This window comes from Streptomyces sp. NPDC004752 (assembly GCF_053601275.1).
Genome location: NZ_JBSGBN010000028.1, coordinates 1 through 21,821, shown reverse-complemented (window position 1 = coordinate 21,821; position 21,821 = coordinate 1). Strand labels below are relative to the sequence as shown.

Annotated in this window: 15 protein-coding genes and 3 pseudogenes; 14 read left to right on the top strand and 4 right to left on the bottom strand. The window is 69.6% G+C overall.

Annotated elements, in window-relative coordinates:
• The first annotated feature begins 27 nt into the window (after window positions 1-27).
• Window positions 28-1,467, top strand: a complete 1,440-nt coding sequence (locus ACWEKM_RS14380) for a sensor histidine kinase (protein ID WP_451621520.1) — start codon at window positions 28-30, stop codon at window positions 1,465-1,467.
• 7 nt (window positions 1,468-1,474) lie between these two features.
• Window positions 1,475-2,155 carry a response regulator gene (locus tag ACWEKM_RS14375; RefSeq protein WP_451621478.1) on the top strand — a complete coding sequence of 227 codons (681 nt, stop codon included), beginning with the start codon at window positions 1,475-1,477 and terminating at the stop codon, window positions 2,153-2,155.
• Here ACWEKM_RS14375 and ACWEKM_RS14370 read toward each other — a convergent pair.
• Window positions 2,114-2,836: pseudogene (locus tag ACWEKM_RS14370) on the bottom strand (phosphatase PAP2 family protein); the annotation flags it as partial. The gene ACWEKM_RS14375 and the pseudogene ACWEKM_RS14370 sit on opposite strands and share 42 nt — an antisense overlap.
• A 489-nt stretch (window positions 2,837-3,325) precedes the next feature.
• On the opposite strand from ACWEKM_RS14370, the gene ACWEKM_RS14365 reads away from it, so the two are divergent.
• The 10 genes and pseudogenes from ACWEKM_RS14365 to ACWEKM_RS14320 form a co-directional block, all read left to right on the top strand.
• Window positions 3,326-3,913: an Rv1733c family protein gene (locus ACWEKM_RS14365; RefSeq protein WP_451621477.1), complete on the top strand. Its 588-nt coding sequence runs from the start codon at window positions 3,326-3,328 to the stop codon at window positions 3,911-3,913.
• Between the two features lie 880 nt (window positions 3,914-4,793).
• Window positions 4,794-6,287 (top strand): APC family permease, encoded by a 1,494-nt coding sequence (locus ACWEKM_RS14360; protein ID WP_451621476.1) that lies wholly within the window; start codon window positions 4,794-4,796, stop codon window positions 6,285-6,287.
• A gap of 33 nt (window positions 6,288-6,320) precedes the next feature.
• Complete coding sequence (locus ACWEKM_RS14355; RefSeq protein ID WP_451621475.1) at window positions 6,321-7,544, top strand: arginine deiminase; 1,224 nt, start codon at window positions 6,321-6,323, stop codon at window positions 7,542-7,544.
• Window positions 7,545-7,563: 19 nt separating this feature from the next.
• Window positions 7,564-8,565, top strand: coding sequence for an ornithine carbamoyltransferase (argF, locus tag ACWEKM_RS14350; protein WP_451621474.1), 1,002 nt, complete (start codon window positions 7,564-7,566; stop codon window positions 8,563-8,565).
• A gap of 4 nt (window positions 8,566-8,569) precedes the next feature.
• Window positions 8,570-9,493, top strand: coding sequence for a carbamate kinase (locus ACWEKM_RS14345; protein WP_451621473.1), 924 nt, complete (start codon window positions 8,570-8,572; stop codon window positions 9,491-9,493).
• A 152-nt stretch (window positions 9,494-9,645) separates the two neighbouring features.
• Complete coding sequence (gene pflB / locus ACWEKM_RS14340; protein WP_451621472.1) at window positions 9,646-11,943, top strand: formate C-acetyltransferase; 2,298 nt, start codon at window positions 9,646-9,648, stop codon at window positions 11,941-11,943.
• Window positions 11,940-12,677 (top strand): pyruvate formate-lyase-activating protein, encoded by a 738-nt coding sequence (pflA, locus tag ACWEKM_RS14335; RefSeq protein ID WP_451621471.1) that lies wholly within the window; start codon window positions 11,940-11,942, stop codon window positions 12,675-12,677. Before pflB ends, pflA begins: the two co-directional genes overlap by 4 nt.
• Before the next feature lie 282 nt (window positions 12,678-12,959).
• Window positions 12,960-16,397 (top strand): phosphocholine-specific phospholipase C, encoded by a 3,438-nt coding sequence (locus ACWEKM_RS14330; protein WP_451621470.1) that lies wholly within the window; start codon window positions 12,960-12,962, stop codon window positions 16,395-16,397.
• Between the two features lie 103 nt (window positions 16,398-16,500).
• Window positions 16,501-16,629 (top strand): hypothetical protein, encoded by a 129-nt coding sequence (locus ACWEKM_RS14325; protein ID WP_451621469.1) that lies wholly within the window; start codon window positions 16,501-16,503, stop codon window positions 16,627-16,629.
• 30 nt (window positions 16,630-16,659) lie between these two features.
• Window positions 16,660-16,914, top strand: a pseudogene (locus ACWEKM_RS14320) (IS701 family transposase); the annotation flags it as partial.
• Window positions 16,915-16,917: 3 nt separating this feature from the next.
• Here ACWEKM_RS14320 and ACWEKM_RS14315 read toward each other — a convergent pair.
• The 3 genes and pseudogenes from ACWEKM_RS14315 to ACWEKM_RS14305 form a co-directional block, all read right to left on the bottom strand.
• Window positions 16,918-17,083 (bottom strand): annotated as a pseudogene (locus ACWEKM_RS14315) (IS982 family transposase); the annotation flags it as partial.
• A 115-nt stretch (window positions 17,084-17,198) separates the two neighbouring features.
• Window positions 17,199-18,794, bottom strand: a complete 1,596-nt coding sequence (locus ACWEKM_RS14310) for an MFS transporter (protein WP_451621468.1) — start codon at window positions 18,792-18,794, stop codon at window positions 17,199-17,201.
• Window positions 18,795-18,928: 134 nt separating this feature from the next.
• The gene (locus ACWEKM_RS14305) at window positions 18,929-19,948 is read right to left on the bottom strand and encodes an NAD(P)/FAD-dependent oxidoreductase (RefSeq protein ID WP_451621467.1); all 1,020 of its coding nucleotides are present in this window, start codon (window positions 19,946-19,948) and stop codon (window positions 18,929-18,931) included.
• 92 nt (window positions 19,949-20,040) lie between these two features.
• Here ACWEKM_RS14305 and ACWEKM_RS14300 point away from each other — a divergent pair, with 92 nt between their 5' ends.
• Both ACWEKM_RS14300 and ACWEKM_RS14295 read left to right on the top strand, forming a co-directional pair.
• On the top strand, window positions 20,041-20,646 hold the full coding sequence (locus ACWEKM_RS14300; protein WP_451621466.1) for a helix-turn-helix domain-containing protein: 606 nt from the start codon (window positions 20,041-20,043) through the stop codon (window positions 20,644-20,646).
• Between the two features lie 118 nt (window positions 20,647-20,764).
• Window positions 20,765-21,670: a class I SAM-dependent methyltransferase gene (locus tag ACWEKM_RS14295; protein ID WP_451621465.1), complete on the top strand. Its 906-nt coding sequence runs from the start codon at window positions 20,765-20,767 to the stop codon at window positions 21,668-21,670.
• Window positions 21,671-21,821 lie beyond the last annotated feature (151 nt).

The following is a 21,821-nucleotide window of genomic DNA, read 5'->3' as shown; positions in this document are numbered from 1 at the left end:
CGTACCGTCACCTCCGTGGACAGCACAATGATCAACGGTGAGACTGCGACCGTAACCGCTCTTTTACGGCGGGTACTTGATCCTGGGATCATGCTCACAGCGGCTACCGCGGTGGCTGCCGGTCTGAGCGTGATGAACCTGTGGTGGGCTGTCCTGACTGCCGTCGCCGCGTTCCTGGCAGGACGACGGCCTGGACGGACGGCGCCGACAGCGCTCGCCCTGGTCGCGATTCTCGCGGTCAGTGTGGTGGCCTTGTCCGTCGTTCCTGCTTGGCTCCCTCTGGCCGGCCGGTTGGTGACAGTGGTGGTTGCCGCCACGATGCTGCCCTGGTTCGCGGGCAGGTTCTGGTGCCAGTATCAGCAGCTTGTCCGGGCCGGATGGGAGCGTGCCGATCAGCTGCACCGCGAGCAGCAACTGATTGCTGATCAAGCCCGGCTGCGCGAGCGGGCACGTATCGCCCAGGACATGCACGACGTCCTCGGCCATGACCTCAGTCTGATCGCCCTGTCGGCCGGCGCACTCAAACTCGCGCCGGACCTCGAAGAGCACCACCAAAGGGCTGCCGGGGACATCCGAGCCAGAGTCGCGGCCGCGGTGGAGCGTCTCGGCGAGGTGATCGGAGTCCTGCGTGAGGAGACCGGCACAACGCCGATGGACCCCAAGAACTCCAGCCTCACGAGTCTGACCTCCGAGGCTTCCGCGGCCGGCCTCACGGTGGAGTTGCGCATCGACGGCGAGGCGGACGACGTGCCGCCCGTGGTCAAACGGGCGGCTCACCGGGTCGTGCAGGAAGCTCTGACCAACGTTGCCAAGCACGCGTCCGGCGCGACCGCGACTGTCCACGTGACGCATACGGCCTCAGAAACAAAGGTTGTCGTGGAGAACGGCCCGCCATCGTCTGCGGCCAACCAGCGGCCTCGGCCTCGGAGTGGAGGGCGTGGCCTTATCGGTCTCGAAGAGCGTATGAGGTTGGCCGGCGGTTCGTTCGACCACGGCCCGCGCGACGGAGGCTACGCAGTCGTCGCGCGTATCCCGCACACACCCTCGCCGCCGCCATCGCCGCTCGCGCCCCCAGCCTCTCGCGGTTACGAGTTGCCGCAGGAACATCGCCGCGCTCGGCGCCGGGTCGGCCGGGCCCTGGTCGCCGCGGTCATGGTGCCCCTCGTGACGGGAGCTTTGCTGAGCGGAGCTCTCACGGGCTGGGAGATGCTGTCGGCGTCACAGTCGGTCCTGGACCCACGCGACTATGCCCGCCTGCATGTGGGGCAGGATCGTTCCGAGGTGGAGCGTTTCCTGCCGGACCGGCAGACGGACTATCGACCGCAGACTGCCGAGCCGACGGGAGACGGCATAACGTGCGAGTACTACGCGATGACGGGCGACCGGTTCGACGACCGGTCCGGCGATGCATACCAGCTCTGCTTCCGGAAGGACACCCTGGTGTCCCTGGACACGATCACCCCGTGAGCGTTCGATGATCCGGGTGCTCATCGCCGATGACGAGCCGATGATCCGTGCGGGGGTGCGCGCCGTTCTTGCCACGGATCCGGACATCGAAGTCGTCGCCGAGGCCGTCGACGGGCGCGACGCTGTGGAGCTGGTCCAACGCCATCGTCCCGCGGTGGCCGTACTCGATATCCGTATGCCGGGAATCAACGGCATCGACGCCGCCGCGGAAATCCGCAACACCGTGCCGACCACGAGCATCGTCATGCTGACGACCTTCGGCGAGGACGACTACATCCTTCAGGCGCTCGGCGGTGGCGCAGCAGGCTTCCTGATCAAGTCGGGCGAGCCCGAGGAACTGATCACCGGAGTCCGTGCGGTGGCCGAAGGCGCCGCCTACCTGTCACCGAAAGTCGCGGCCCGGGTCATCGCGCACCTCGCCGCGACGGGGGCGGGCACCCTGGCCGGTCGGCGCTCCGCCGCCCGCCACCGGGTCGCCGCCCTCACCGCCCGGGAGAGAGAGGTACTGGCCTTTCTCGGAAGCGGCCTGTCCAACGGGCAGATCGCCCGGCGGCTCCATGTGGTGGAGGGAACGGTCAAAGCCCACGTGAGTTCCATCCTGGCGAGGCTGGGCGTCGACAACCGGGCCGCTGCCGCGGTGGTGGCCCACGAGGCCGGGATCATTCCGCCTCAACCTTCCCAGCCGTGATGCCGCCCCCTGAGCAAGGGGCATGAATGCGAAGAGCACCGCCGCCACGACAGCGCCGCCGAGCATCGCGCCGGCGAGCACATCGTGCGGGTAATGAACCCCCACCAGCATGCGCAGCAGCGCAGCGGCCCCGGCCATCGGCAGCGTGATCGCGGCGAGGCGGGGCCGCAGCACGGCGAGACCGACGGCCAACCCGGCGGCCAGGGTGGCGTGGTTGCTCGGAAACGACCAGTCCCCAACTCCGGGGCATTCCGCGACAGAATCGGCGCCTGCGCGTAACGCACGGCAAGGACGCTCCTCGTCCACGACGAGCTTCACCGCTTCGCTCACCGCATAGGCCGCGACGGTCCCGAGACCGGTCAGGACGGATCCGGCGACCTCCCGTGCGTCTTTGCGGCGAATTGCCGTCCACCACATCCAGACCAGCAACATTCCGAGGATCACCAGAGTGCCCTCGGTGGCCACTTCCAGGAGAGGGCCCAGCCACGACGGTGCATCCGCCACCGCCCCGGCCACCGACCGGTACGCGGACGCCGAAGCTCCACCCGTGACCTCGACAGCACCAGCCTCGCCCAGCCCACCAGGGGACAGCCAAGTGACGACTCCTGCTCCCACGCCCAGGACGGCCAATGCGCTGAGCAGCCGACCGGTTCGGACTTTCATTCGCGGTTCCCGTTCCATGAGGCCCGAACGTAGAAGCGGGAACAGTTGGGAACCCGAGCCGAACGTCAACACCGTACCTTGCCGATCGTCAGGGTTGACAGCTACGGGCACCCTCGTTCCGCGTCACCGGACGCACATCCCGAACCGGCCATGAACCGGACCTCCTCGTCGCAGAGCCGCTCGTCCGCACCGAAATCAAGATTGGATACGCCTGGGTGTCGACCGGAGGGCAGAAGCTCGAACGACGTGAAGGCGCCCGTTCCACTCATGACGACCGCTTGTTCCCCGGTGGCGGACAGACTGCGGGCTGCCCGTGACGACGATCGTTGTTCGCCGGGCCCGGAAGCACCAGGGCCGACCGGCCCTGCCCGACTTCGAATCGCGCCCTCACCGGCCCCAGGGTCACTGCCCGACGGCCTCTGCCGCCAGGTGGCGACCGGTGGGACTTTCTTGCGGTACTCAGGTTCGCGGCAGCGGGTTCGCGGTGCTCAGGAGGGGGAGTGACCGATGTGGAAGAAGAAGCGCACGAAGGTCCGGGGCTGGCGGTGGCGGAGCAGTCCGTTGCGGCGGCACAGTGATGTGGTCGAGGCGTGGGTTGTGCTGGGCACCTGGGCGGCAGCGATCGTCGGCGGAGCCGTTGCCGGTTCTCTGACGGCGGTTGCCGTGGATGACGTCGTACAGCGCGACCGGGCGGCGCGGAAGCCCGTGTCCGCCCTGATGGTGAGTTACCCGGCGAGCGGCACCCGGGACGTGGCCACCGGCATGAGGTACGACCAGGTGAGGGCCGAGGTGCGGTGGACGGATACCGACGGCACCGTACGGACCGGAGAGACGAGTGTGAAGGCCGACACCGTCGTCGGCACGGCGGTCACGGCGTGGACCGATGGCGGGGGGCACCTGGTGTCCGGGCCGATCAGCTCGGCCGAGGCGGCCGCGCGTGCCGGTCTGACGGGCGCGGGAATCGGCTTGGTGGGCGGGCTGTTGGTCCTGGCCGGCGGCCGCCTGACGCGTCTGGGGATCGAACGGCGGGCCACCGAGCAGTGGGGTGTCGAGTGGGATCAGGTGGCACCGCAGTGGGGGCGCAAGACCAGTTGAGCAGCCAGGGGGTGTGACCCGGGACCTGGGTGTCGAGGCGGGCAGTGGTCCGCCGCCGCCTGGTACGTTCCGTCCGTTTTGCCGGCCGAGACGATCCGAACGGACGTGACCGGTCGCGGATCGAAACACCTGCCGCCGGATCAAACGCCCGCGAACTTGCTCGTCATGACCGGCGTCGACAGTCGCGTCAGGATCCTCACCTTGCCCACCCAACGGCGGCCCGGGGCCATAAAGTGCATGCCGGAGCCCCAGTGGGTGGACTTCAAGAGAGTGGTGGGCCAGGCGGGCCCCTACGACCCCGGGCTGGAGTCGAAGAAGATAATTTCACCTGGTACGCCGACCCCGTGAACCAGGAGCTCGGCCACCTCGTCATCGAGGTGGAAGCACGTGCGGAATCCGATCGCTGGGCGCTGGTGGCTTCCAACAGTTGTTCATGCCGATGTTCTCGTTCCGTGAGCGGGAGCGCCGCGGCGGGCACGGGAACCGACGTGCTGCGGGCGTCCTGAAGGCCGAGGATCGGCACACCACCGGTCGAGTTCGCGAACGCGGCGGTGCCCTTGGCGAGTTCGCCTCCGCCCTCCGCGCCGTTGCCATGGGGTGAGGAGGGTGGCCGGACGACGGTAGCGCGACATATCCGCGCGACAGTGGCAGCACGTCCGCCGGAACCTCACGTTCTCCGAGGGCCCCTCGCCCACCGGAGCCCACCGCCCACCGGGGCCCGATCACACGGGAATTGAGCGCACAGGGCCGGCCGGCCCGCACGGTGTCGGGACCAACGGGCTCCCCGCGGGACTTGTGGCCGCTGCTGCTTCCAGCCGCCGCGCCGAAGGATCGTCAGCGGATCGGCTCACCGGAAGCGACCCGTACAAGGAGCACAGCCATGCCCAGGACACCCAGGAGCGGGGAATCCGCGGAGCCCAGAGCGGCCCTCGGTCTTCCCGCCGCCTCCGCGCTCGTCATCGGCAGCATCGTCGGCACCGGAGTCTTCGCCCTGCCCTCCGCGCTCGCCCCCTACGGCCCCATCTCGCTCGTGGCGTTCGTCGTCGTGACGCTCGGCGCGCTCGCGCTGGCGATGACCCTCGGCGCCCTGTCGAAGCGGGTGCCGTCGAGCGGCGGGCCGTACGTCTACGCCCGGGACGCCTTCGGTGAGTTCGCCGGGTTCCTCAACGCCTGGTCGTACTGGATCACCGCGTGGGCCGGCAACGCCGCGATCGTGGTGGCCTGGGTCGGCTACGTCGAGGTCTTCGTCAACACCGGTCACAACAAGTGGCTCTCGGTGCTCCTCGCGCTGACCGGGCTGTGGATCCCCGCCGTGATCAACCTCACCGGAGTGCGCAACATCGGCGCCTTCCAGGTGGTCACCACAGTGCTGAAGTTCGTTCCGCTGGTCTTCATGGCCACCGTCGGGCTGCTCTTCATCGACCCGGACAACTTCGGTTCCTTCAACGCCAGCGGGCAGTCGGCCCTGGGCGCGATCTCGGCCGCGGCCGCCATCGCCCTGTTCAGCTACCTCGGGCTGGAGGCCGCCTCCGTGGTCGCCGGCCGGGTGCGTGAGCCGGGGCGCAACGTCCCCCGGGCCACGGTCTACGGCACCCTGGTCTGCGCCGTCATCTACATCCTGGGCACCCTCGCAGTCTTCGGCACCGTCTCGCACGGCAGGCTCGGCGACTCCACCGCGCCGTTCACCGACGCCGCGAACAACATCTTCGGCGGCACCTGGGCCGGTGACCTCGTCGCGGTCGCCGCCATCATCTCCGGCATCGGCGCCCTCAACGGCTGGACCATGCTGTGCGCCGAAATGCCGTACGCCGCCGCCCGCGACGGTCTCTTCCCCGGCGCCTTCGCCCGGCTGCGCGGCGAGAGCGGTGTGCCCGTCTTCGGGATCGTCGCCTCGACCGTGCTGGCGTCACTGATCACCGTGTTCAGCTACACCCGCTTCGAGGACGTCTTCACCAAGATCGTGCTGCTGAGCGTGCTGACCGCGGTGATCCCGTACCTGTTCTCGGCCGCCGCCCAGCTGTACTGGCTGCTGGTGCGCGGCCGGGAGAGCCTCAGCCCCCGCCGGCTGGCCCGCGATGTCACCGTCGCCGCCCTCGCGCTCGTCTTCTCCTACTGGTCGATCCAGGGCAGCGGCTACCAGACCGTCTACTACGGCCTGTTCGTCCTGCTGCTGGGCGTCCCGGTCTACGTCTGGCTCAAGCGTGGCCAGGGCAGCTACGGCGAGCCGGCCACAGCTGCGCGAGCGTCCACGGTCCCGCCCCAGGAGAAGCGCGCCCCGGAGACACCTCCGCCCGCCCCACGCCTCTCGCGCAGCCTGCCCACGAACCGCATCGACGGCCGCCCCAAGCGCGGCGAGTCCCACCTCCACGACTGATTCCCCCGCCCACACCAGCAGAAAGCCCACGTCATGAACACCTTCCACGTCGACTCCGAGGTCGGCCCCCTGCGCCAGGTCATCCTGCACCGCCCCGGCCTCGAACTCGCCCGCCTCACCCCGCGCAACGTCGACGCGCTGCTCTTCGACGACATCCTGTGGGCCAAGCGTGCCCGCGAGGAGCACGACGCCTTCGCCCAGGTCCTGCGCGACCACGGCGCCCGCGTCCACTACTTCGCCGACCTGCTCGCCCAGACCCTGACCGTCCCCGAGGCCCGCGACTGGCTGCTGGAGCGGGTCGTCACCCCCGCCGGCGTCGGCCCGGCCCTCATCGACCCGGTCCGCGAGCTGTGCGCCGAGCTCGACGGGGAGACCCTCGCCGGATATCTGATCGGCGGGATCCTCAAGAGCGACCTGCCGCTGGCCAGCCCGCACAGCCTGGTGTGGAACGCGCTCGGCGCGAACGACTTCGCGCTCACCCCGCTGCCCAACCACCTCTTCCCGCGGGACAACTCCTGCTGGCTGTACGACCGCCTGTCGGTCAACCCCATGGCCAAGCCGGCCCGGCGGCGCGAGAGCCTGCACGCCGAAGCCATCTACCGCTTCCACCCGATGTTCGCCGGCGCCGCCACCGAACCGCTCCTGGACGGCGCGGTCGGCACCCTGGAGGGCGGCGACGTCCATGTTCTCGGCGGTCTCGACAACAGGGCCGTCATGGTCGGCATGGGCGAGCGCACCACCGCCCAGGCCGTGGAGAACCTCGCCGCCAAGCTGTTCCGAACGGGTACCGCGAACCGGCTGATCGCCGTCCAACTCCCCGCCGCCCGCGCCTATATGCACCTCGACACCGTGCTCACCATGGTCGACCGCGACGCCTTCACCATCTACCCGGGCCTCGCCGACTCCCTGCGCTCATGGACCCTGCGCCCCAGCGACAGCCGCGAGACCGGCTTCGACGTCACCCCGAACTCCGACCTGCCCACCGCCCTCGCCGAGGCCCTCGACCTGGACAAGGTCCGGATGCTGTCCGCGACGCAGGACATCCGGGGTGCCGAGCGCGAGCAGTGGGACGACGGCAGCAACTTCCTCGCCGTCGCCCCAGGTGTGGTCGTCGGCTACGAGCGCAACGTCACCACCAACACCTACCTCCGCAAGCAGGGCATCGAGATCGTCACCATCGCCGGCGCCGAACTCGGCCGCGGGCGCGGCGGCCCGCGCTGCATGAGCTGCCCCATCGAACGCGACCCGGTCGCCTGACCAGCAAGGGAACACCACCATGACCGTCGACCTGCGAGGCCGCTCCTACCTGAGCGAACTCGACTTCACCGCCCGCGAGATCCACCACCTCCTCGACCTCGCCGCCGAGCTGAAGACCGCCAAGCGCGACCGTGGCGAGCAGCCCCGGCTCACCGGCCGGAACCTCGCGCTGATCTTCGAGAAAACCTCCACTCGTACCCGCTGCGCCTTCGAGGTCGCCGCCGCCGACCAGGGTGCCCACACCACCTACCTCGGCCCCGGCGACACCCACATCGGCGGCAAGGAGTCCATCGCCGACACCGCCCGCGTCCTCGGCCACATGTTCGACGCCATCGAGTACCGCGGCTCCGACCAGGCCCTGGTCGCCGAACTCGCCGCCCACTCGGGGGTTCCCGTCTACAACGGCCTCACCGACACCGCACACCCCACCCAGAGCCTGTGCGACGTCCTCACCATGCACGAGCACAGCACCAAGCCGCTTCCGGACATCGCCTACTGCTACCTCGGCGACGCCCGCAACAACATGGGTAACTCGCTGCTGTCCATGGGCGCTCTGCTAGGGATGGATGTGCGGATCGCCGCCCCGAAGGCCCTGTGGCCCGACCCCGCACTCGTCGCCCGCTGCCGTGCCGCGGCCGAGCGCAGCGGAGCCCGGATCCTGGTCACCGAGGACGTCGAGACCGCCGTACGGGACGCCGACTTCCTGCACACCGACGTGTGGGTGTCGATGGGCGAACCCGCCGACACCTGGCGGGAGCGCATCGAGCTGCTGCTGCCCTACCAGGTCAACGACAAGACACTGGCCGCGACCGGGAATCCGGACGTGAAGTTCATGCACTGCCTGCCCGCCCTGCACGACCGCCGCACCCGGCTCGGCCGGAACCTCTTCGACACCTACGGCCTGGACGGTCTTGAGGTCACCGACGACGTCTTCTCCTCCCCGGCGTCGATCGTCTTCGACCAGGCGGAGAACCGGCTGCACACCATCAAGGCCGTACTCGTCGCCACCCTGGAGGACTGAAGCCATGCGCATCGTCGTCGCCCTCGGCGGCAACGCCCTGCTCCACCGTGGCGAACGCCCCGACGCCACCGTCCAGCAGACCAACATCGACCGCGTCGCCACCGCCCTCGCCGCCCTCGCCCACGACCACGAACTGGTCATCACGCACGGCAACGGCCCCCAGATCGGTCTGCTCGCCGTGGAGAGCGCGACCGACCCCGCCCTGAGCGCTCCGTACCCGCTGCACCTGCTCGGTGCCCAGACTCAGGGCATGATCGGCTCGTTGCTCGCCTGCACCCTGCACAACGCCCTGCCCGGCCGCCGGATCGCCAACCTCGTCACCCACACCCTGGTCAGGTCCGACGACCCGGCGTTCGGCCGGCCCACGAAGTTCGTCGGCCAGGTCCACCCCCGGGAGGTGGCCCAGTCCCTCGCCCGCAAGAGGGGCTGGCAGATCGCTCAGGACACCGGGGGCTGGCGAAGGGTCGTGCCCTCCCCGGTGCCGGAACGGATCGTGGAGACCGACACCATCCACGACCTCCTCGGCTCAGGCGTCCTCGTGATCTGCGCCGGCGGCGGAGGCGTCCCCGTCACCGCCGACCGCGACACGGGCGCGCTGACCGGGGTGGAAGCAGTCATCGACAAGGACCTCACCGCGGCTCTGCTCGCCGAGGACCTCAAGGCGGACTTCCTGCTCATCCTCACCGACGTGCCCAACATCTACGAGGGCTACGGCACCCCGGACCAGCGCCCCCTGCTCGACGCCACGCCCGCGCAGCTGCGCGGCGGTGGTTTCCCGGAAGGTTCGATGGGACCGAAGGCCGAGGCCGTCGCCCGGTTCGTCGAGCACACCGGCGGGCTGGCCGCGATCGGCGCCCTGGACGCGGCGTACGAGATCGTCCACGGCAGGTCGGGCACGCTGGTGCGGCCGGATCTCACCGCCACCTGAGAACGGCCACCGTAAGGGTCCTACAGCCGACGAGCCGGGGCCGTACGGCCCCGGCGGTGGCCCTGGTCGGCACTCCCCGTGTCCACGGCCGAGCACCAGGATGGAGAGTGCAGGACCGACGCACGCAGGAACGAGCACGAGAGGGACCGGCGATGACCGTCACCGTGACAGCAGACAACCGGACCGCGGATCCCTGGCGAGGCTTCGAGGGAACCGGCTGGCGCGAGCAGAGCGAGCTGGGCGTCCCCCCGGCCGAAGGCCGGCAGAAGGTCGACGTGCGCGACTTCATCCAGGCCAACTACACCCCGTACGAAGGAGATTCCGCGTTCCTGTGCGGAGCCACCGACCGTACCCGCAGTGTCTGGGAGAAGGTGAGCGCGCTGTTCCCGCAGGAGCGGCGCCGGGGCGTCCTCGCCGTCGACACCGCCACCCCGTCCACCATCACCTCGCACGCCCCCGGCTGGATCGACCGCGACCGCGAACTGATCGTGGGGCTCCAGACCGACGCCCCGCTCAAGCGCGCGATCATGCCGAACGGCGGCCTGCGGATGGTGGAGAACGGTCTCAGGGCGTACGGCTACGAGCCCGACCCGTTTGTGACCCGCGTCTTCGGTACCTACCGCAAGACCCACAACGACGGGGTCTTCGACGCCTACACCCCCGAGATGCGCGCCGCCCGCAGGGCCGGCGTCATCACCGGACTGCCCGACGCATACGGCCGGGGCCGGATCATCGGCGACTACCGGCGCGTGGCGCTCTACGGCACGGACCGTCTGATCGAGGCCAAGAAGGCCGAGCGGGCCATGCTCGACGCCTGTGCCTCGGCCACCGAGGTCATCCGGGATCGGGAGGAACTCGCCGAACAGATACGGGCGTTGGGCGAGCTGACGCAGATGGCGGCGACGTACGGCTGTGACGTCTCCCGCCCCGCCGCCACCGCTCACGAGGCCGTGCAGTGGCTCTACCTCGGCTATCTCGCCGCCGTGAAGGAGCAGAACGGCGCCGCGATGTCACTCGGCCGCACCTCCACCTTCCTCGACATCTACCTCCAGCGGGACCTGGAGGACGGTCTCCTCGACGAGACGGGAGCCCAGGAGCTGATCGACGACTTCGTGATCAAGCTCCGGATCGTACGATTCCTGCGCACCCCCGAGTACGACGCCCTGTTCTCCGGCGACCCCACCTGGGTGACGGAGTCCATCGGCGGCATGGGCGCGGACGGCCGGACCCTGGTCACCCGCACCTCCTTCCGCTTCCTGCAGACCCTCTACAACCTCGGCCCCGCACCGGAACCCAACCTGACTGTGCTGTGGTCGCCCCGGCTGCCCGTCGGCTTCAAGGAGTTCTGCGCCCGGGTCTCGATCGACACCAGCGCCGTCCAGTACGAGTCCGACGAACTGATACGCCCCCGGACCGGGGACGACACCGCGATCGCCTGCTGTGTCTCGGCCATGGCGGTCGGCAGGCAGATGCAGTTCTTCGGGGCACGGGTCAACCTCGCCAAGGCGCTGCTCTACGCGGTCAACGGCGGCCGCGACGAGATGACCGGCGAACAGGTCGCGCCCTCGGCGCCCCCGCTGACCGGTGAGTACCTCGACTACGAGGAACTGTCGGCGGCCTACGACCACGTCCTGGACTGGCTGGCCCGGACGTACGTCGACGCGCTCAACGTCATCCACTACATGCACGACAAGTACGCCTACGAACGCGTCGAGATGGCCCTGCACGACTATCCCGTGCACCGCTTCATGGCCTGCGGCATCGCCGGTCTGTCGGTGGCCGCGGACAGCCTGTCCGCCGTGAAGCACGCACGGGTGAAGGTGTTCCGGGACGCCACCGGACTCGCCGTCGACTTCCGCACCGAGGGCGACTTCCCGGCGTACGGCAACAACGACGACCGCGCCGACAGCATCGCCGTCGGCCTGGTGGAGTCCTTCATGGCGAAGGTGCGCCACTACCCCACCTACCGGAACGCCGAGCACACCCAGTCGGTCCTCACCATCACCTCCAACGTCGTCTACGGCAAACACACCGGCAACACCCCCGACGGCCGCCGCGCCGGACAGCCCTTCGCTCCCGGCGCCAACCCGATGAACGGCCGCGACCGGCACGGGGTCGCCGCCTCCGCGCTGTCGGTGGCCAAGATTCCGTACGCACAGGCCGGCGACGGCATCTCGCTGACCACGACGATCACGCCCGAGGGACTGGGGCACAACCCGGACGAGCGCGCAGGCCACTTGGTGGGCATCCTCGACGCCCATATGGCGGCGGGCGGCTTCCACATGAACGTCAACGTCGTCGACCGCGCCACGCTGGAGGACGCGATGGAACACCCGGAGAAGTACCCGGACCTGACCATCCGGGTGTCCGGGTATGCCGTCAATTTCGTCCGGCTGACCCGGGAGCAGCAACTCGACGTGATCAGCCGTACCTTCCACGGATCCCTGTGAGCACCGAGGTGTCGGGCCGGATCCATTCCTGGGACCTGTCCACCGGCGTGGACGGTCCCGGGACCCGGTTCGTCCTCTTCGTGTCCGGCTGCCCGCTGCGCTGCCTGTACTGCGCCAACCCTGACACCTGGCACATGCGCGACGGGCGGGAGGCGACCGTCGACGAGGTGATGGCGGAGATCGAGAAATACCGGGCGTTCATCACCACGGCCGGCGGCGGAGTGACCATCACGGGCGGCGAACCGCTGCTCCAGCCCGCCTTCACCGGCGAGATCCTGCGCCGCTGCAAGGAGGCCCAACTGCATACCGCCCTCGACACCTCGGGCTTCCTCGGCGCCCGCGCCTGCGACGAACTCCTCTCCCACACCGACCTGGTCCTGCTGGACATCAAGTCCTTCGACGTCAACACCTACCGTCGCCTCACGGGCGGCGCACTCGCCCCCACCCTGAACTTCGCCACCCGCCTCGACCGGCTCGGCGTGCGGATGTGGATCAGGTACGTCCTGGTCCCGGGCTGGACCGACGCCCCGGAACCCATCGACGGCCTGGCCCGCTTCGTCGCGGGCCTCGAATCGGTCGACCGCGTGGACGTCCTGCCGTTCCACAAACTCGGCGCCGCGAAGTACGAGGCGCTCGGCGTCCCGTTCCCGCTGCGCGACACCCCGAGCCCCGCGCCGGACTCGGTCGAGCGCGTCCGGCAGCAGTTCCGCACGCATGGCGTCCGGGCCTACTGAAGGCGCCCACCCCCTGATCTCCCGGCGCGCCCCCTCCGAGGGACCGCTGCTGCGCCGAACCGATCCTCGGATGTCCGGCGGTTCGTGGCTGCCGGGCACCCGCCCCTCGGCCGAGCCCGCGATCAACTGGAGGGAAAAGCAGGGCCGGTGATGTTCCATTCGAATTGCACCATCAAGAAGTACGTACCAGCAAGGGAACGTTCGGCGCCACTGGATGAACTGTCAACGAAGATCGGTCACGTAGGGTTATCGTGCGCGATAGGTGTGACCTAGCCTCCCGGCATGTCTGACATTTCCCGCCGCAAGGTTCTCGGCACCATCGCCGGTGGAACCGCGCTCTCTTTCCTGCCTCCGTCGCTGCACCAGGCGATGGCCGCGCCCATGCCACGCGGTGGCATGCGTGCGATCGAGCATGTGATCGTCCTGATGCAGGAGAACCGCTCCTTCGACAACTACTTCGGAACCCTCAAGGGTGTGCGCGGCTTCGGCGACCGTACTGCGCTGCGTCTGCCCACCGGAGGGAGTGTCTTCGAGCAGCCGCGGCCCGGCGGCGGCGAGGTTCTGCCGTTCTCGGCCCGCCAGGCGGCGGTCGACGCGGGCCGCCCCGAAAGCGACATCCAGTACCTGGGTTCGCTCGCACACGGATTCTCCGACGCCACCCAGGCCCGGGGGAACGGCTGGTGGAACGACTGGGTCGCCGCCAAGAGCCAGAGCACCATGGCCTTCTACGACCGGCACGACATTCCGTTGCAGTACGAACTGGCCGACCGCTTCACCATCTGCGACTCGTACTTCTGCTCCGTCTACGGCTCGACCAACCCCAACCGCAACTATCTGTGGACCGGCACGACCGGTTACGAGCCGGACGGTGTCAACCGGGCCGTCACCAACGCCGCGTATTCGTACACGCATCAGGGGTACGACTGGACGACGTACCCGGAGCGCCTGGAGGTCGCCGGAGTCTCCTGGCAGATCTATCAGGAATGGGACAACTTCACCGACAACGCGGTGGAGTACTTCCGGCCCTGGAAGGAGATCGGCCGGAAGATCCTGGCCAAGGTCAGCGGCCAGTACTCCACTACCGAGCAGTTCTACGACAGCCTGTGGAACAAGACCGCGGATCAGCGCAAGGCCGCGCTGGCCGAGTTCCAGCGGGGCGTCGATGCGCTGGCCGAGGCCGACAGGCAGCTGTTCATGCGGGGCGCCTACCGCTCCGAGCCGGACACCCTCGTCCAGCGGCTCACCTCGGACATCAAGAAGGGCACGCTGCCCCAGGTCAGCTGGATCGTTCCGACGGCGGCGCTGTCCGAGCACCCCAGCAGCTCCACCCCCGTCGGCAGCGCCAACCTCGTCTACGACCTGCTCGACGCCATCGCCCGCGACCCGAAGACCTGGTCGAAGACGGCGCTGTTCATCAACTTCGACGAGAACGACGGCTATTTCGACCACGTACCCGCACCGGTCGCGCCGAAGCCGGCCACCGGCAACAGCGACGACTGGTTCAACGGCCGCCCGGTCGGTCCCGGCCCGCGCGTACCCATGACGATCGTGTCGCCCTGGACCGTAGGCGGTTTCGTCAGCTCGGAGGCGTTCGACCACACCTCGATCATCCGGTTCCTGGAGAAGTGGACCGGCGTCGAAGAGCCCAACATCAGCGCCTGGCGCCGCGGCGTCTTCGGCGACCTGACCTCCGTCTTCGACTTCGACCGCACCCACCGGCAGCCCGAGGTGGAGCAGCCCGGCCAGGTGCCGGCGCCCGTCGGGCGGTGGAATCCCGTACCGCCCAAGGACCAGGCGCTCCCGGAGCAGGAGGCCGGCACCCGTCGGACCCGCCGCTCCCCGTACCGGCTGTCCCTGCGCGCGGACGTCACCCGCTCCGCCGTACGCCTCCGACTCGGCAACGAGGGCGGCACCGGCGCCACATTCACCGCCTACCCCGGCGACGGCACCGCTCCGCGCGCCTGGACCGTCCACGTCGGCAAGAGCGCCACCGAAACGGTGGAGTACGGCGCCGACGGCTACGACCTCCAGGTCCACGGTCCCGGATGGTCGGTATGGGAGCTGCGCGGAACCGGAGTGGGCGCCGAGGCCCACCTCGTCGAGCACCCCGCCCCCGGCCAGGTGAAAGTGGTGTGCTCCAATCCCTCCGCCACCACCCGCACGCTCCTCGTCGGTGAGTCGGTCTACTCCCGCAAGCACGGTGACCACGTGCACACCCTCACCCTCAAGCCCGGCCAGTCCCGCACGGTGCACCTCCGCGTCCCGGATCACGGCTGGTACGACGTGGTGGTCGTCGACCGCGATGACCCGTCCTTCCTGCGGCGTGTGACCGGTCGCCTGGCCAACGGCAAGCCCGGCGTCACCGACCCGGCGACCGGCACGGCCCCAGCGCTGGCCGCGACGATCGGCCTGCCGGCGGCGCTGCCGTCCCTGGGCACCCCTTTCGCGCAGGGCAACCCGACCGATGTCACGGTCACCGTGCGGAACCAGGGCGCCCACCGGCTCGACGCTCTCTCCATCGCCCTGCTCGCCCCATCCGGCTGGACGGTCCAGCGGACCGGTGGGACGCCGACCGTCCTCCGGACCGGCGACTCGGCCGACGTGCGCTTCGTGGTCACGCCCGCCGTCAACGCCACCGCCGGGCGGCTGGTCGTCGCCGCGCACGCCGACGGCGACGGTCTGCTCAGACTCGCTGACGCGCGCGTGCAGACCAAGGTCGCCCCGGCCATGAGCGTCGCACTGACCGGTCCGGCCAGTTCCCCCGGGACCGACGGCACCGTGCTCTCACCGGGCAGACCGGTCACCGTGACGGCCACCGTCACCAACGCCGGCGGCACACCGCTCACCGGCCTGACCACCATGCTGTCCCTCCCACAGGGCTGGACCGCCACCGCGAAGGGCAGCGCGCCCACGTCCGTTCCCGCCCGCTCCTCCGCGCCTGTGGCCTGGGACATCGTCGCGCCCGCCGCCGCGGCACGCGTCTCCGGCAGCCTCAAGACAACCGTCACGGCGAAGCTGAACGGCAACGACGCGGAAGCGTCCGCGTCCCTGTCCGTCAAGACCGGGCCCGTCATGACCGGCTACCTCCTTGCGGAGGACTTCGAGTCCGTCGCCCCTGCGCTCGCTCCCGCAGCCGATCTCAGCCGCCCCGGCCTGCTCGGCTGGACCCGGACCACCCCCGAGGGCTGGACGATCACCAATGCACCGGCCATGCCGCAGGGTACGCGGGAGTTGCAGGGCTGGACCTTCCTGTCCAAGCAGTTCTGGTTCCCCGGCGCACAGGACCGCACCAACTTCAGCCGGGCTCTCGGTGTGGTGGCCGTGGCCGACCCCGACGACTGGGACGACACCAACAGCCCGTCCGCCCGGGGCCGGTTCGACTCGACCCTGACCACCCCGGCCGTGCCCATCCCCCCGGGCACGTCCACCCTCCACCTGGGCTTCGACTCCCACTACCGACAGGAGAGTCCGCAGGAGGCCGAGGTCACCGTCGTGTTCGACACCGGCGAACCGGTCCGGCTGCTCCACTACAGCAGCGCGACGTCCGGGAACACCAACCTGGGCCAGGACCAGCAGAACCGGCTCGTCCGGCTCTCGTGTCCCGTCCCCGCCGGGGCGATGTCGGCGAAAGTCAGCTTCCGGACCTTCAACGCGGGCAACAACTGGTTCTGGGCGATCGACAACGTCCGTCTGAGCACCAGCCCGATCACTGACGCCTGACCGGGAGTAGGCGGACCAGCTATGGCGGGGCGGCGGGCCAGCGGCCGGCCGCCCCGCCGTCCCGCGCCGCCGGCCGCCCCGCCGTCCCGCCTATACCTCCGGCGTGATCGGCGACCGGATCCTCGTGAAGCTCGACCGCAACCATCCAGAGCATTACAAAGACGCCGCCGGCGAGCTGGCTCCCGACACCGAGGTGCACATCCTGGCCACCGGCCAGATACTCACGCTGTGACCGGTGCCCAGCCGGAAGCAGCCCGACAGCACCGAACTGCCGGTGCGCCGGCTGCCGGCCGAATGGCCCGCCACCGAGCCCGAGCCGGTGCAGTTCTGGCTGTCCAACCTGCCCGCCGACACGGCGCCGGCCATCCTCGTGCGCACCGCCAAGCTGCGCCGGCGCATCGAGCACGACTACCGCGAGATCAAACAGGCCCTGGGTCTGGCCCACTTCGAAGGCCGCACCTGCAGAGGCTGGCATCACCACGTCACCCTCGTCTCCGTCGCGCACGCCTTCTGCACCCCGGCGGGCCTCCGAGGTGAAGCCCAGCAGCGCCTGCGCCACCGCGAGGCACACCAGCTCGGAGTCGCTCAACTGCGGTGGCCTGCCCAGCCGTCGGGTGTTCCTGATCTCGTCGTCGATCTTCACGTACAGGCCCGGTGATGAAGGTGTCCAGGAGCTCGTTCGGTATGGGTGTCCCGGTTGAGGCGTGCGCTGCTGAGCTGGGGCGTTAGGCATCGCGGTGGTGCGATGCCTAACGCCTAACGCCTGACGCCTGACGGCTGATGCGCCCAGGTGCTACGTGGTCATCGGGCGGAGACGGTCTGTGTGGTTTCCGTCTCGTCCGCGATGGCGGAGGCTGTGCCCTTCGGGCCGCGAAGAGCGATGTAGCCGAGCAGCACGCCCATGACGGCGACGCCTGCCCACATGGCCTGCTGCCATCCGTCCACGAAGGACTGTTGCGCGGCGTGGATCAGGTCCTGGGCGTGTGTGCCGGTGTTGGGCGCTACCTCGACGGCGTTGGCGATGCCTTCGCGTGCGGTGTCCGAGGCCTGCTGGGGGATGCTGTCGAGCTTGTCGTCGATGGCGTTGCGGTAGCCGGCCGACAGGAGTGCGCCGAGCAGGGCCACACCGAGGGCGGTGCCGAACTCACGGGTGACGTCGTTGAGGGCGGAGGCAACGCCCTGCTTGGCGCGGGGCAGCGAGCTGGTGATGGCCTCGGTGGAGGGTGTCATCGACAGCCCCATGCCGACGCCCATGGCGAGCATGCCGGCCAGGATGGAGAGGTAGCCGCCGTCGACGGAGACGAACAGGGCCATCAATGCCAGGCCGAGGGTGGACAGGGCGATGCCCACGGTCATGGTCGAGCGGGCGCCGATGCGTGCGGCCATCTTGGGGGCCAGGCCGGACGTCATCATCATCATGACGGCCATCGGCATCATCGCCATGGTGGACAGCAGCCCGGACCAGCCCAGGACGGCCTGGAAGAACGGGAAGAGGACCACGGCGATACCCGCCTGGACCCCGAAGACGACCAACAGCGTGATGGAGCCGCTGGCCAGGCCGCGCTCACGGAACAGGCGCACATCCAGCAGCGAGGCGTCACGGCGGTGCAGCTCCCAGGCCGCGAATCCGATAGCGGCGATGACACCGACGATCAGGCTGATCAGAGTCACCGGGGCGGTCCAGCCGCGCTCGGGGCCTTCCTGCAGAACAAGGATCAGACCGACTACAGCGACGGCGGACAGCAATGCGCCCGTGGTGTCGAAGGAATGAGCGGAGTGCTCGCGGGAGTTGGGCACCGACTTCAGGGTCATCGCGAGGGCTACGACGACCAGGACCACCGGCAGGACGAACAGCCGGCGCCAGTCGGCGACATCGACCAGCAGCGCGGACAGGAACATGCCCAGGATGCCGCCGCCCCCGGCGACACCGGTCCACACACCGATCGCCTTGCCCCGCTGCTCCTCTGGGAACGTACTCGTGATGACGGCCAGCGTGATCGGCATGATCATTGCGGCGCTCACACCGGCGGCCACGCGCGCGGCGATCATCACCCCGGCCGAGGGAGCCAGTCCTGCGACGATGCCGGCGGCACCGAAGAGGGTCAGTCCGGTGATCAGCATGGGCTTGCGGCCCAGCCGGTCACCGATGGCGCCGAGCGGCAGCAGCAGTGCGGCCAGGGCCAGGGTGTAGATATTGATGATCCACAAAACGGTGTTCTGCGAGGCACCGAACTCCACCGCCATGTGGGTCTGGGCAACGTTCAGCCCGGACACCGACGCGATGACGGCCATCAGCGCGATGGAGACGGCGATCAGGATCGCGCGCAGCTGACGCGCATCCGGTGTACCCCCACCGCTCGTTGATGCTGCCGCCTGGGGAGGCTGGTTCGTACTCATGTCTTCCTTCCGGACGAGGGCATGCGGGATCAGCGCCGGAGCAGGGCCGGTCGCCGAGTTGATGAAGTGAGGGCCCGTACGGGCTCTCCGCGCGGATCATTGGGTGCGGCCGCGCGGTTCAGCAGCGGAGGGGGTTAGGCGGTGGTGTTCTCGCTCTGCGCGGCAGTGAGGGCCGCGTCGGTGTCCGCGGCGGCCAGGAGTGCGTTGATGTGGGAGCCGACCAGGGCTCCGGCTGCGGCGGAGGCGCCGACCTGCGCGGTCGGATCGGTGGCGTTGCCCGCCACCCAGACACCTGGGATCTCGGTGGTGCCGGCCATGGCGGAGGCGAAGCGGCGCCCCATGTTGCCGGGCAGGTCCTCCATCGGCAGCTTCAGACCCTCCAGGCCCTCGGAGCGGGCCTGCAGCTGGGTGGCGACGGCCAGGACGCACCGCTCCACGACGCTGCCGTCCGTCAGGCGCACGCCTGCCAGGGCGCCGTTCTCATCGTTGACGACTTCCTGCACGGGGGTCTCGATGATGCGGATGTGGCGGGCGGCGAAGCGGGCGCGGGTGTCCGCGTCCAAGTCGGTGCCGCGGGTGAAGTAGATGAGGTCGTCGGTCAGTTGGCGGAACAGCCAGGCGTGGTGGACCGAGGCTGGGCCGGTGGCGAGGATGCCGATCGGCTCATCGCGTACTTCCCAGCCGTGGCAGTAGGGGCAGTGCACCACGCCGTGGCCCCAGTGCTCGGCCAGGCCGGGCACCTCTGGCAGCACGTCACGCAGGCCGGTGGCCACCAGCGCCCGGCGCGCCGTCACCGTGCGGCCATCCGTCAGGCTGACGGTGAACCGCAGATCTCCCTCGGCAGACGGGGCGGCCGGCTCGGCCGAGGCCACGTCGCCGAACACGATCCGGCCGCCGTACTGGCGTACCTGCCGCCGTCCCCGCTTGAGGATCTCGGGCGGCGGCATGCTGTCCAGGACGATGAAGCCGTGCATGGCTGCGGCGGGTGCGTTGCGCGGGGTGCCGCTGTCGATCACGACGACCGAGCGGCGCGAACGGGCCAGCATGAGGGCCCCGTTCAGGCCCGCGGCGCCGCCGCCGATCACCACCACATCCACGGTCTCGGTCTCAGCGGGCAGTTGGTCGCTCACGTAGCGGAAAGTCTGCGCAGACATGTCGCGCCCTTTCGTCGTGCGTGGCCCCCGGTTCCGGACCACCTGTACTCGACGTTAAGCCTGTGTTGCAGCAAGGGCATACAGTGTTGCCTATGACGCAAGAAGATGGGCAGCTGGACAGCCTCGTACGCAAGCGGATCCGTGCCCTGCGGGTCGCCCAGGGCTGGTCGCTGGAAGAGCTGGCCACCCGCGCCAATCTCAGCCAGTCCTCACTCAGCCGCATCGAGAACGGCCGGCGCCGCCTCGCCCTGGACCAGCTCGTCACCCTCGCCCGCGCCCTGGACACCACCCTGGACCAGCTGGTGGAGAACGCCGCCGATGATGTCGTCATCAGTCCGATGATCGACGGCACCCACGGTCTGATGCGCTGGCCGATCAAGGGTGACCCCGGCATGAGCGTGATGCGCCAGCGGATGACTGAACCGCCGCCCGACAACCCCGCCCGTATGCGTGCCCATCCCGGCCGCGAATGGCTTGTGGTCCTGTCCGGCACCGCCATCCTCATGCTCGGCCATCGCCGGTTCCGCATCGAGACCAACCAGGCCGCCGAGTTCCCCACCATGATGCCGCACGCGATCGGCGCCGAGGGCGGGCCATGCGAGATCATGGGCATCTTCGACCGCGACGCCCGCCGCAGCCACCAACGCGATGCCGTCGAGGTCAGCGACTGCAGCGACGCTCAGAGTCCCGGTGGGTGACGGTGTCGGAGGCCCGGCGCGGGCGGGATCTTGCGTGATGGGCAGCAGGCGAAGTGACCTTCTTGCGTAAACCGCAAGTGGCCGTGCTGTTGGAGCATCAGCGTTTTACGGTGTTGCTATGACCCAAGCGCACCAGCACACCCCTCACGGCGAAGGCGGCCACCGCCACCGTCACGGCGAAGACGGCCACCACCAGGCGCACGATGATGGCGGCCAGGCGGAGATCCTCGACCTGGATGCCGAGGTGCTCGCCGAGCACCTCGCATTCATCACCGCATGGCTGCCACTGAAGGCCGAGCCGCACCAGATCGTGGATCTGGGCTGCGGCACGGGGGCGGGCACCTTCGCGCTCCTCGAGCGTTTCCCCGAGGCGCACCTCACCGCGGTCGACACCTCGGCCGGGCACCTGCAACTCCTGCGCGAGAAGGCGTGCGCCCGTGGAGCGGGGAAGCGCGTGCGCACCGTGCGGGCCGACCTCGACGCTGCTGACTGGCCCGATCTTGGGACGCCGGACCTGGTGTGGGCCTCGGCCTCGATGCACCACATGGCCCACCCCGACCGCGCCCTGACCAGCGTCCACGACCTGCTCGCCCCGGGCGGCCTGTTCGCCGTCGTCGAGCTGGACGGCTTCCCCCGCTTCCTGCCCGCCGACGCCCCCGAGAATCGGCCCGGTCTCGAAGAACGCTGCCACAGGGCGACCGACAGCTTCCACGCCGAGCACGTCCCGCACCGCGGTGCTGACTGGGGACCGATGCTGTCCGCCGCCGGTTTCGCCGTCGAAGACGAGCGCACCGTCACTATCACTATCGCTGCGAACATCGCAGGCGACCGCAGCGAAGCCATCGGCCGCTACGCCCACGGCAGCCTGCAGCGCATCCGCAGCGCCGCCGCGCCGGCTCTCGGCCCCGAAGACCTTGCCGCACTCGACGAGCTCCTCGACACCGACAGCCCCCACAGCATTCTGCGCCGCGACGACCTCGCCGTACGCACCGAGCGCACCGTCTGGGCTGCCCGCCGCACCTGAGCCCTGGCTGCCTCCGGTTGTCTGTCGGGCGGCTCCGGCACCCAATTGCTTGCTTCATACGCAACAACCGCCGCGCACCGCCGCGCACCGCCGCGCACCGCCGCGCACCGCCGCGCACCGGCGTGCGCTGCGTTGGCTGAGCACCAAGGCC

What these genes read in the sequence shown, in the direction of transcription:
- ACWEKM_RS14310 (WP_451621468.1), bottom strand. Translation starts at nt 18,794, where the DNA reads ATGAGTACGAACCAGCCTCCCCAGGCGGCAGCATCAACGAGCGGTGGG.
- ACWEKM_RS14380 (WP_451621520.1), top strand. Translation starts at nt 28, where the DNA reads ATGATCAACGGTGAGACTGCGACCGTAACCGCTCTTTTACGGCGGGTA.
- ACWEKM_RS14305 (WP_451621467.1), bottom strand. Translation starts at nt 19,948, where the DNA reads ATGTCTGCGCAGACTTTCCGCTACGTGAGCGACCAACTGCCCGCTGAG.
- ACWEKM_RS14300 (WP_451621466.1), top strand. Translation starts at nt 20,041, where the DNA reads ATGACGCAAGAAGATGGGCAGCTGGACAGCCTCGTACGCAAGCGGATC.
- pflB (WP_451621472.1), top strand. Translation starts at nt 9,646, where the DNA reads ATGACCGTCACCGTGACAGCAGACAACCGGACCGCGGATCCCTGGCGA.
- ACWEKM_RS14375 (WP_451621478.1), top strand. Translation starts at nt 1,475, where the DNA reads ATGATCCGGGTGCTCATCGCCGATGACGAGCCGATGATCCGTGCGGGG.
- ACWEKM_RS14295 (WP_451621465.1), top strand. Translation starts at nt 20,765, where the DNA reads ATGACCCAAGCGCACCAGCACACCCCTCACGGCGAAGGCGGCCACCGC.
- argF (WP_451621474.1), top strand. Translation starts at nt 7,564, where the DNA reads ATGACCGTCGACCTGCGAGGCCGCTCCTACCTGAGCGAACTCGACTTC.
- ACWEKM_RS14355 (WP_451621475.1), top strand. Translation starts at nt 6,321, where the DNA reads ATGAACACCTTCCACGTCGACTCCGAGGTCGGCCCCCTGCGCCAGGTC.
- ACWEKM_RS14345 (WP_451621473.1), top strand. Translation starts at nt 8,570, where the DNA reads ATGCGCATCGTCGTCGCCCTCGGCGGCAACGCCCTGCTCCACCGTGGC.
- ACWEKM_RS14365 (WP_451621477.1), top strand. Translation starts at nt 3,326, where the DNA reads ATGTGGAAGAAGAAGCGCACGAAGGTCCGGGGCTGGCGGTGGCGGAGC.
- ACWEKM_RS14330 (WP_451621470.1), top strand. Translation starts at nt 12,960, where the DNA reads ATGTCTGACATTTCCCGCCGCAAGGTTCTCGGCACCATCGCCGGTGGA.
- ACWEKM_RS14360 (WP_451621476.1), top strand. Translation starts at nt 4,794, where the DNA reads ATGCCCAGGACACCCAGGAGCGGGGAATCCGCGGAGCCCAGAGCGGCC.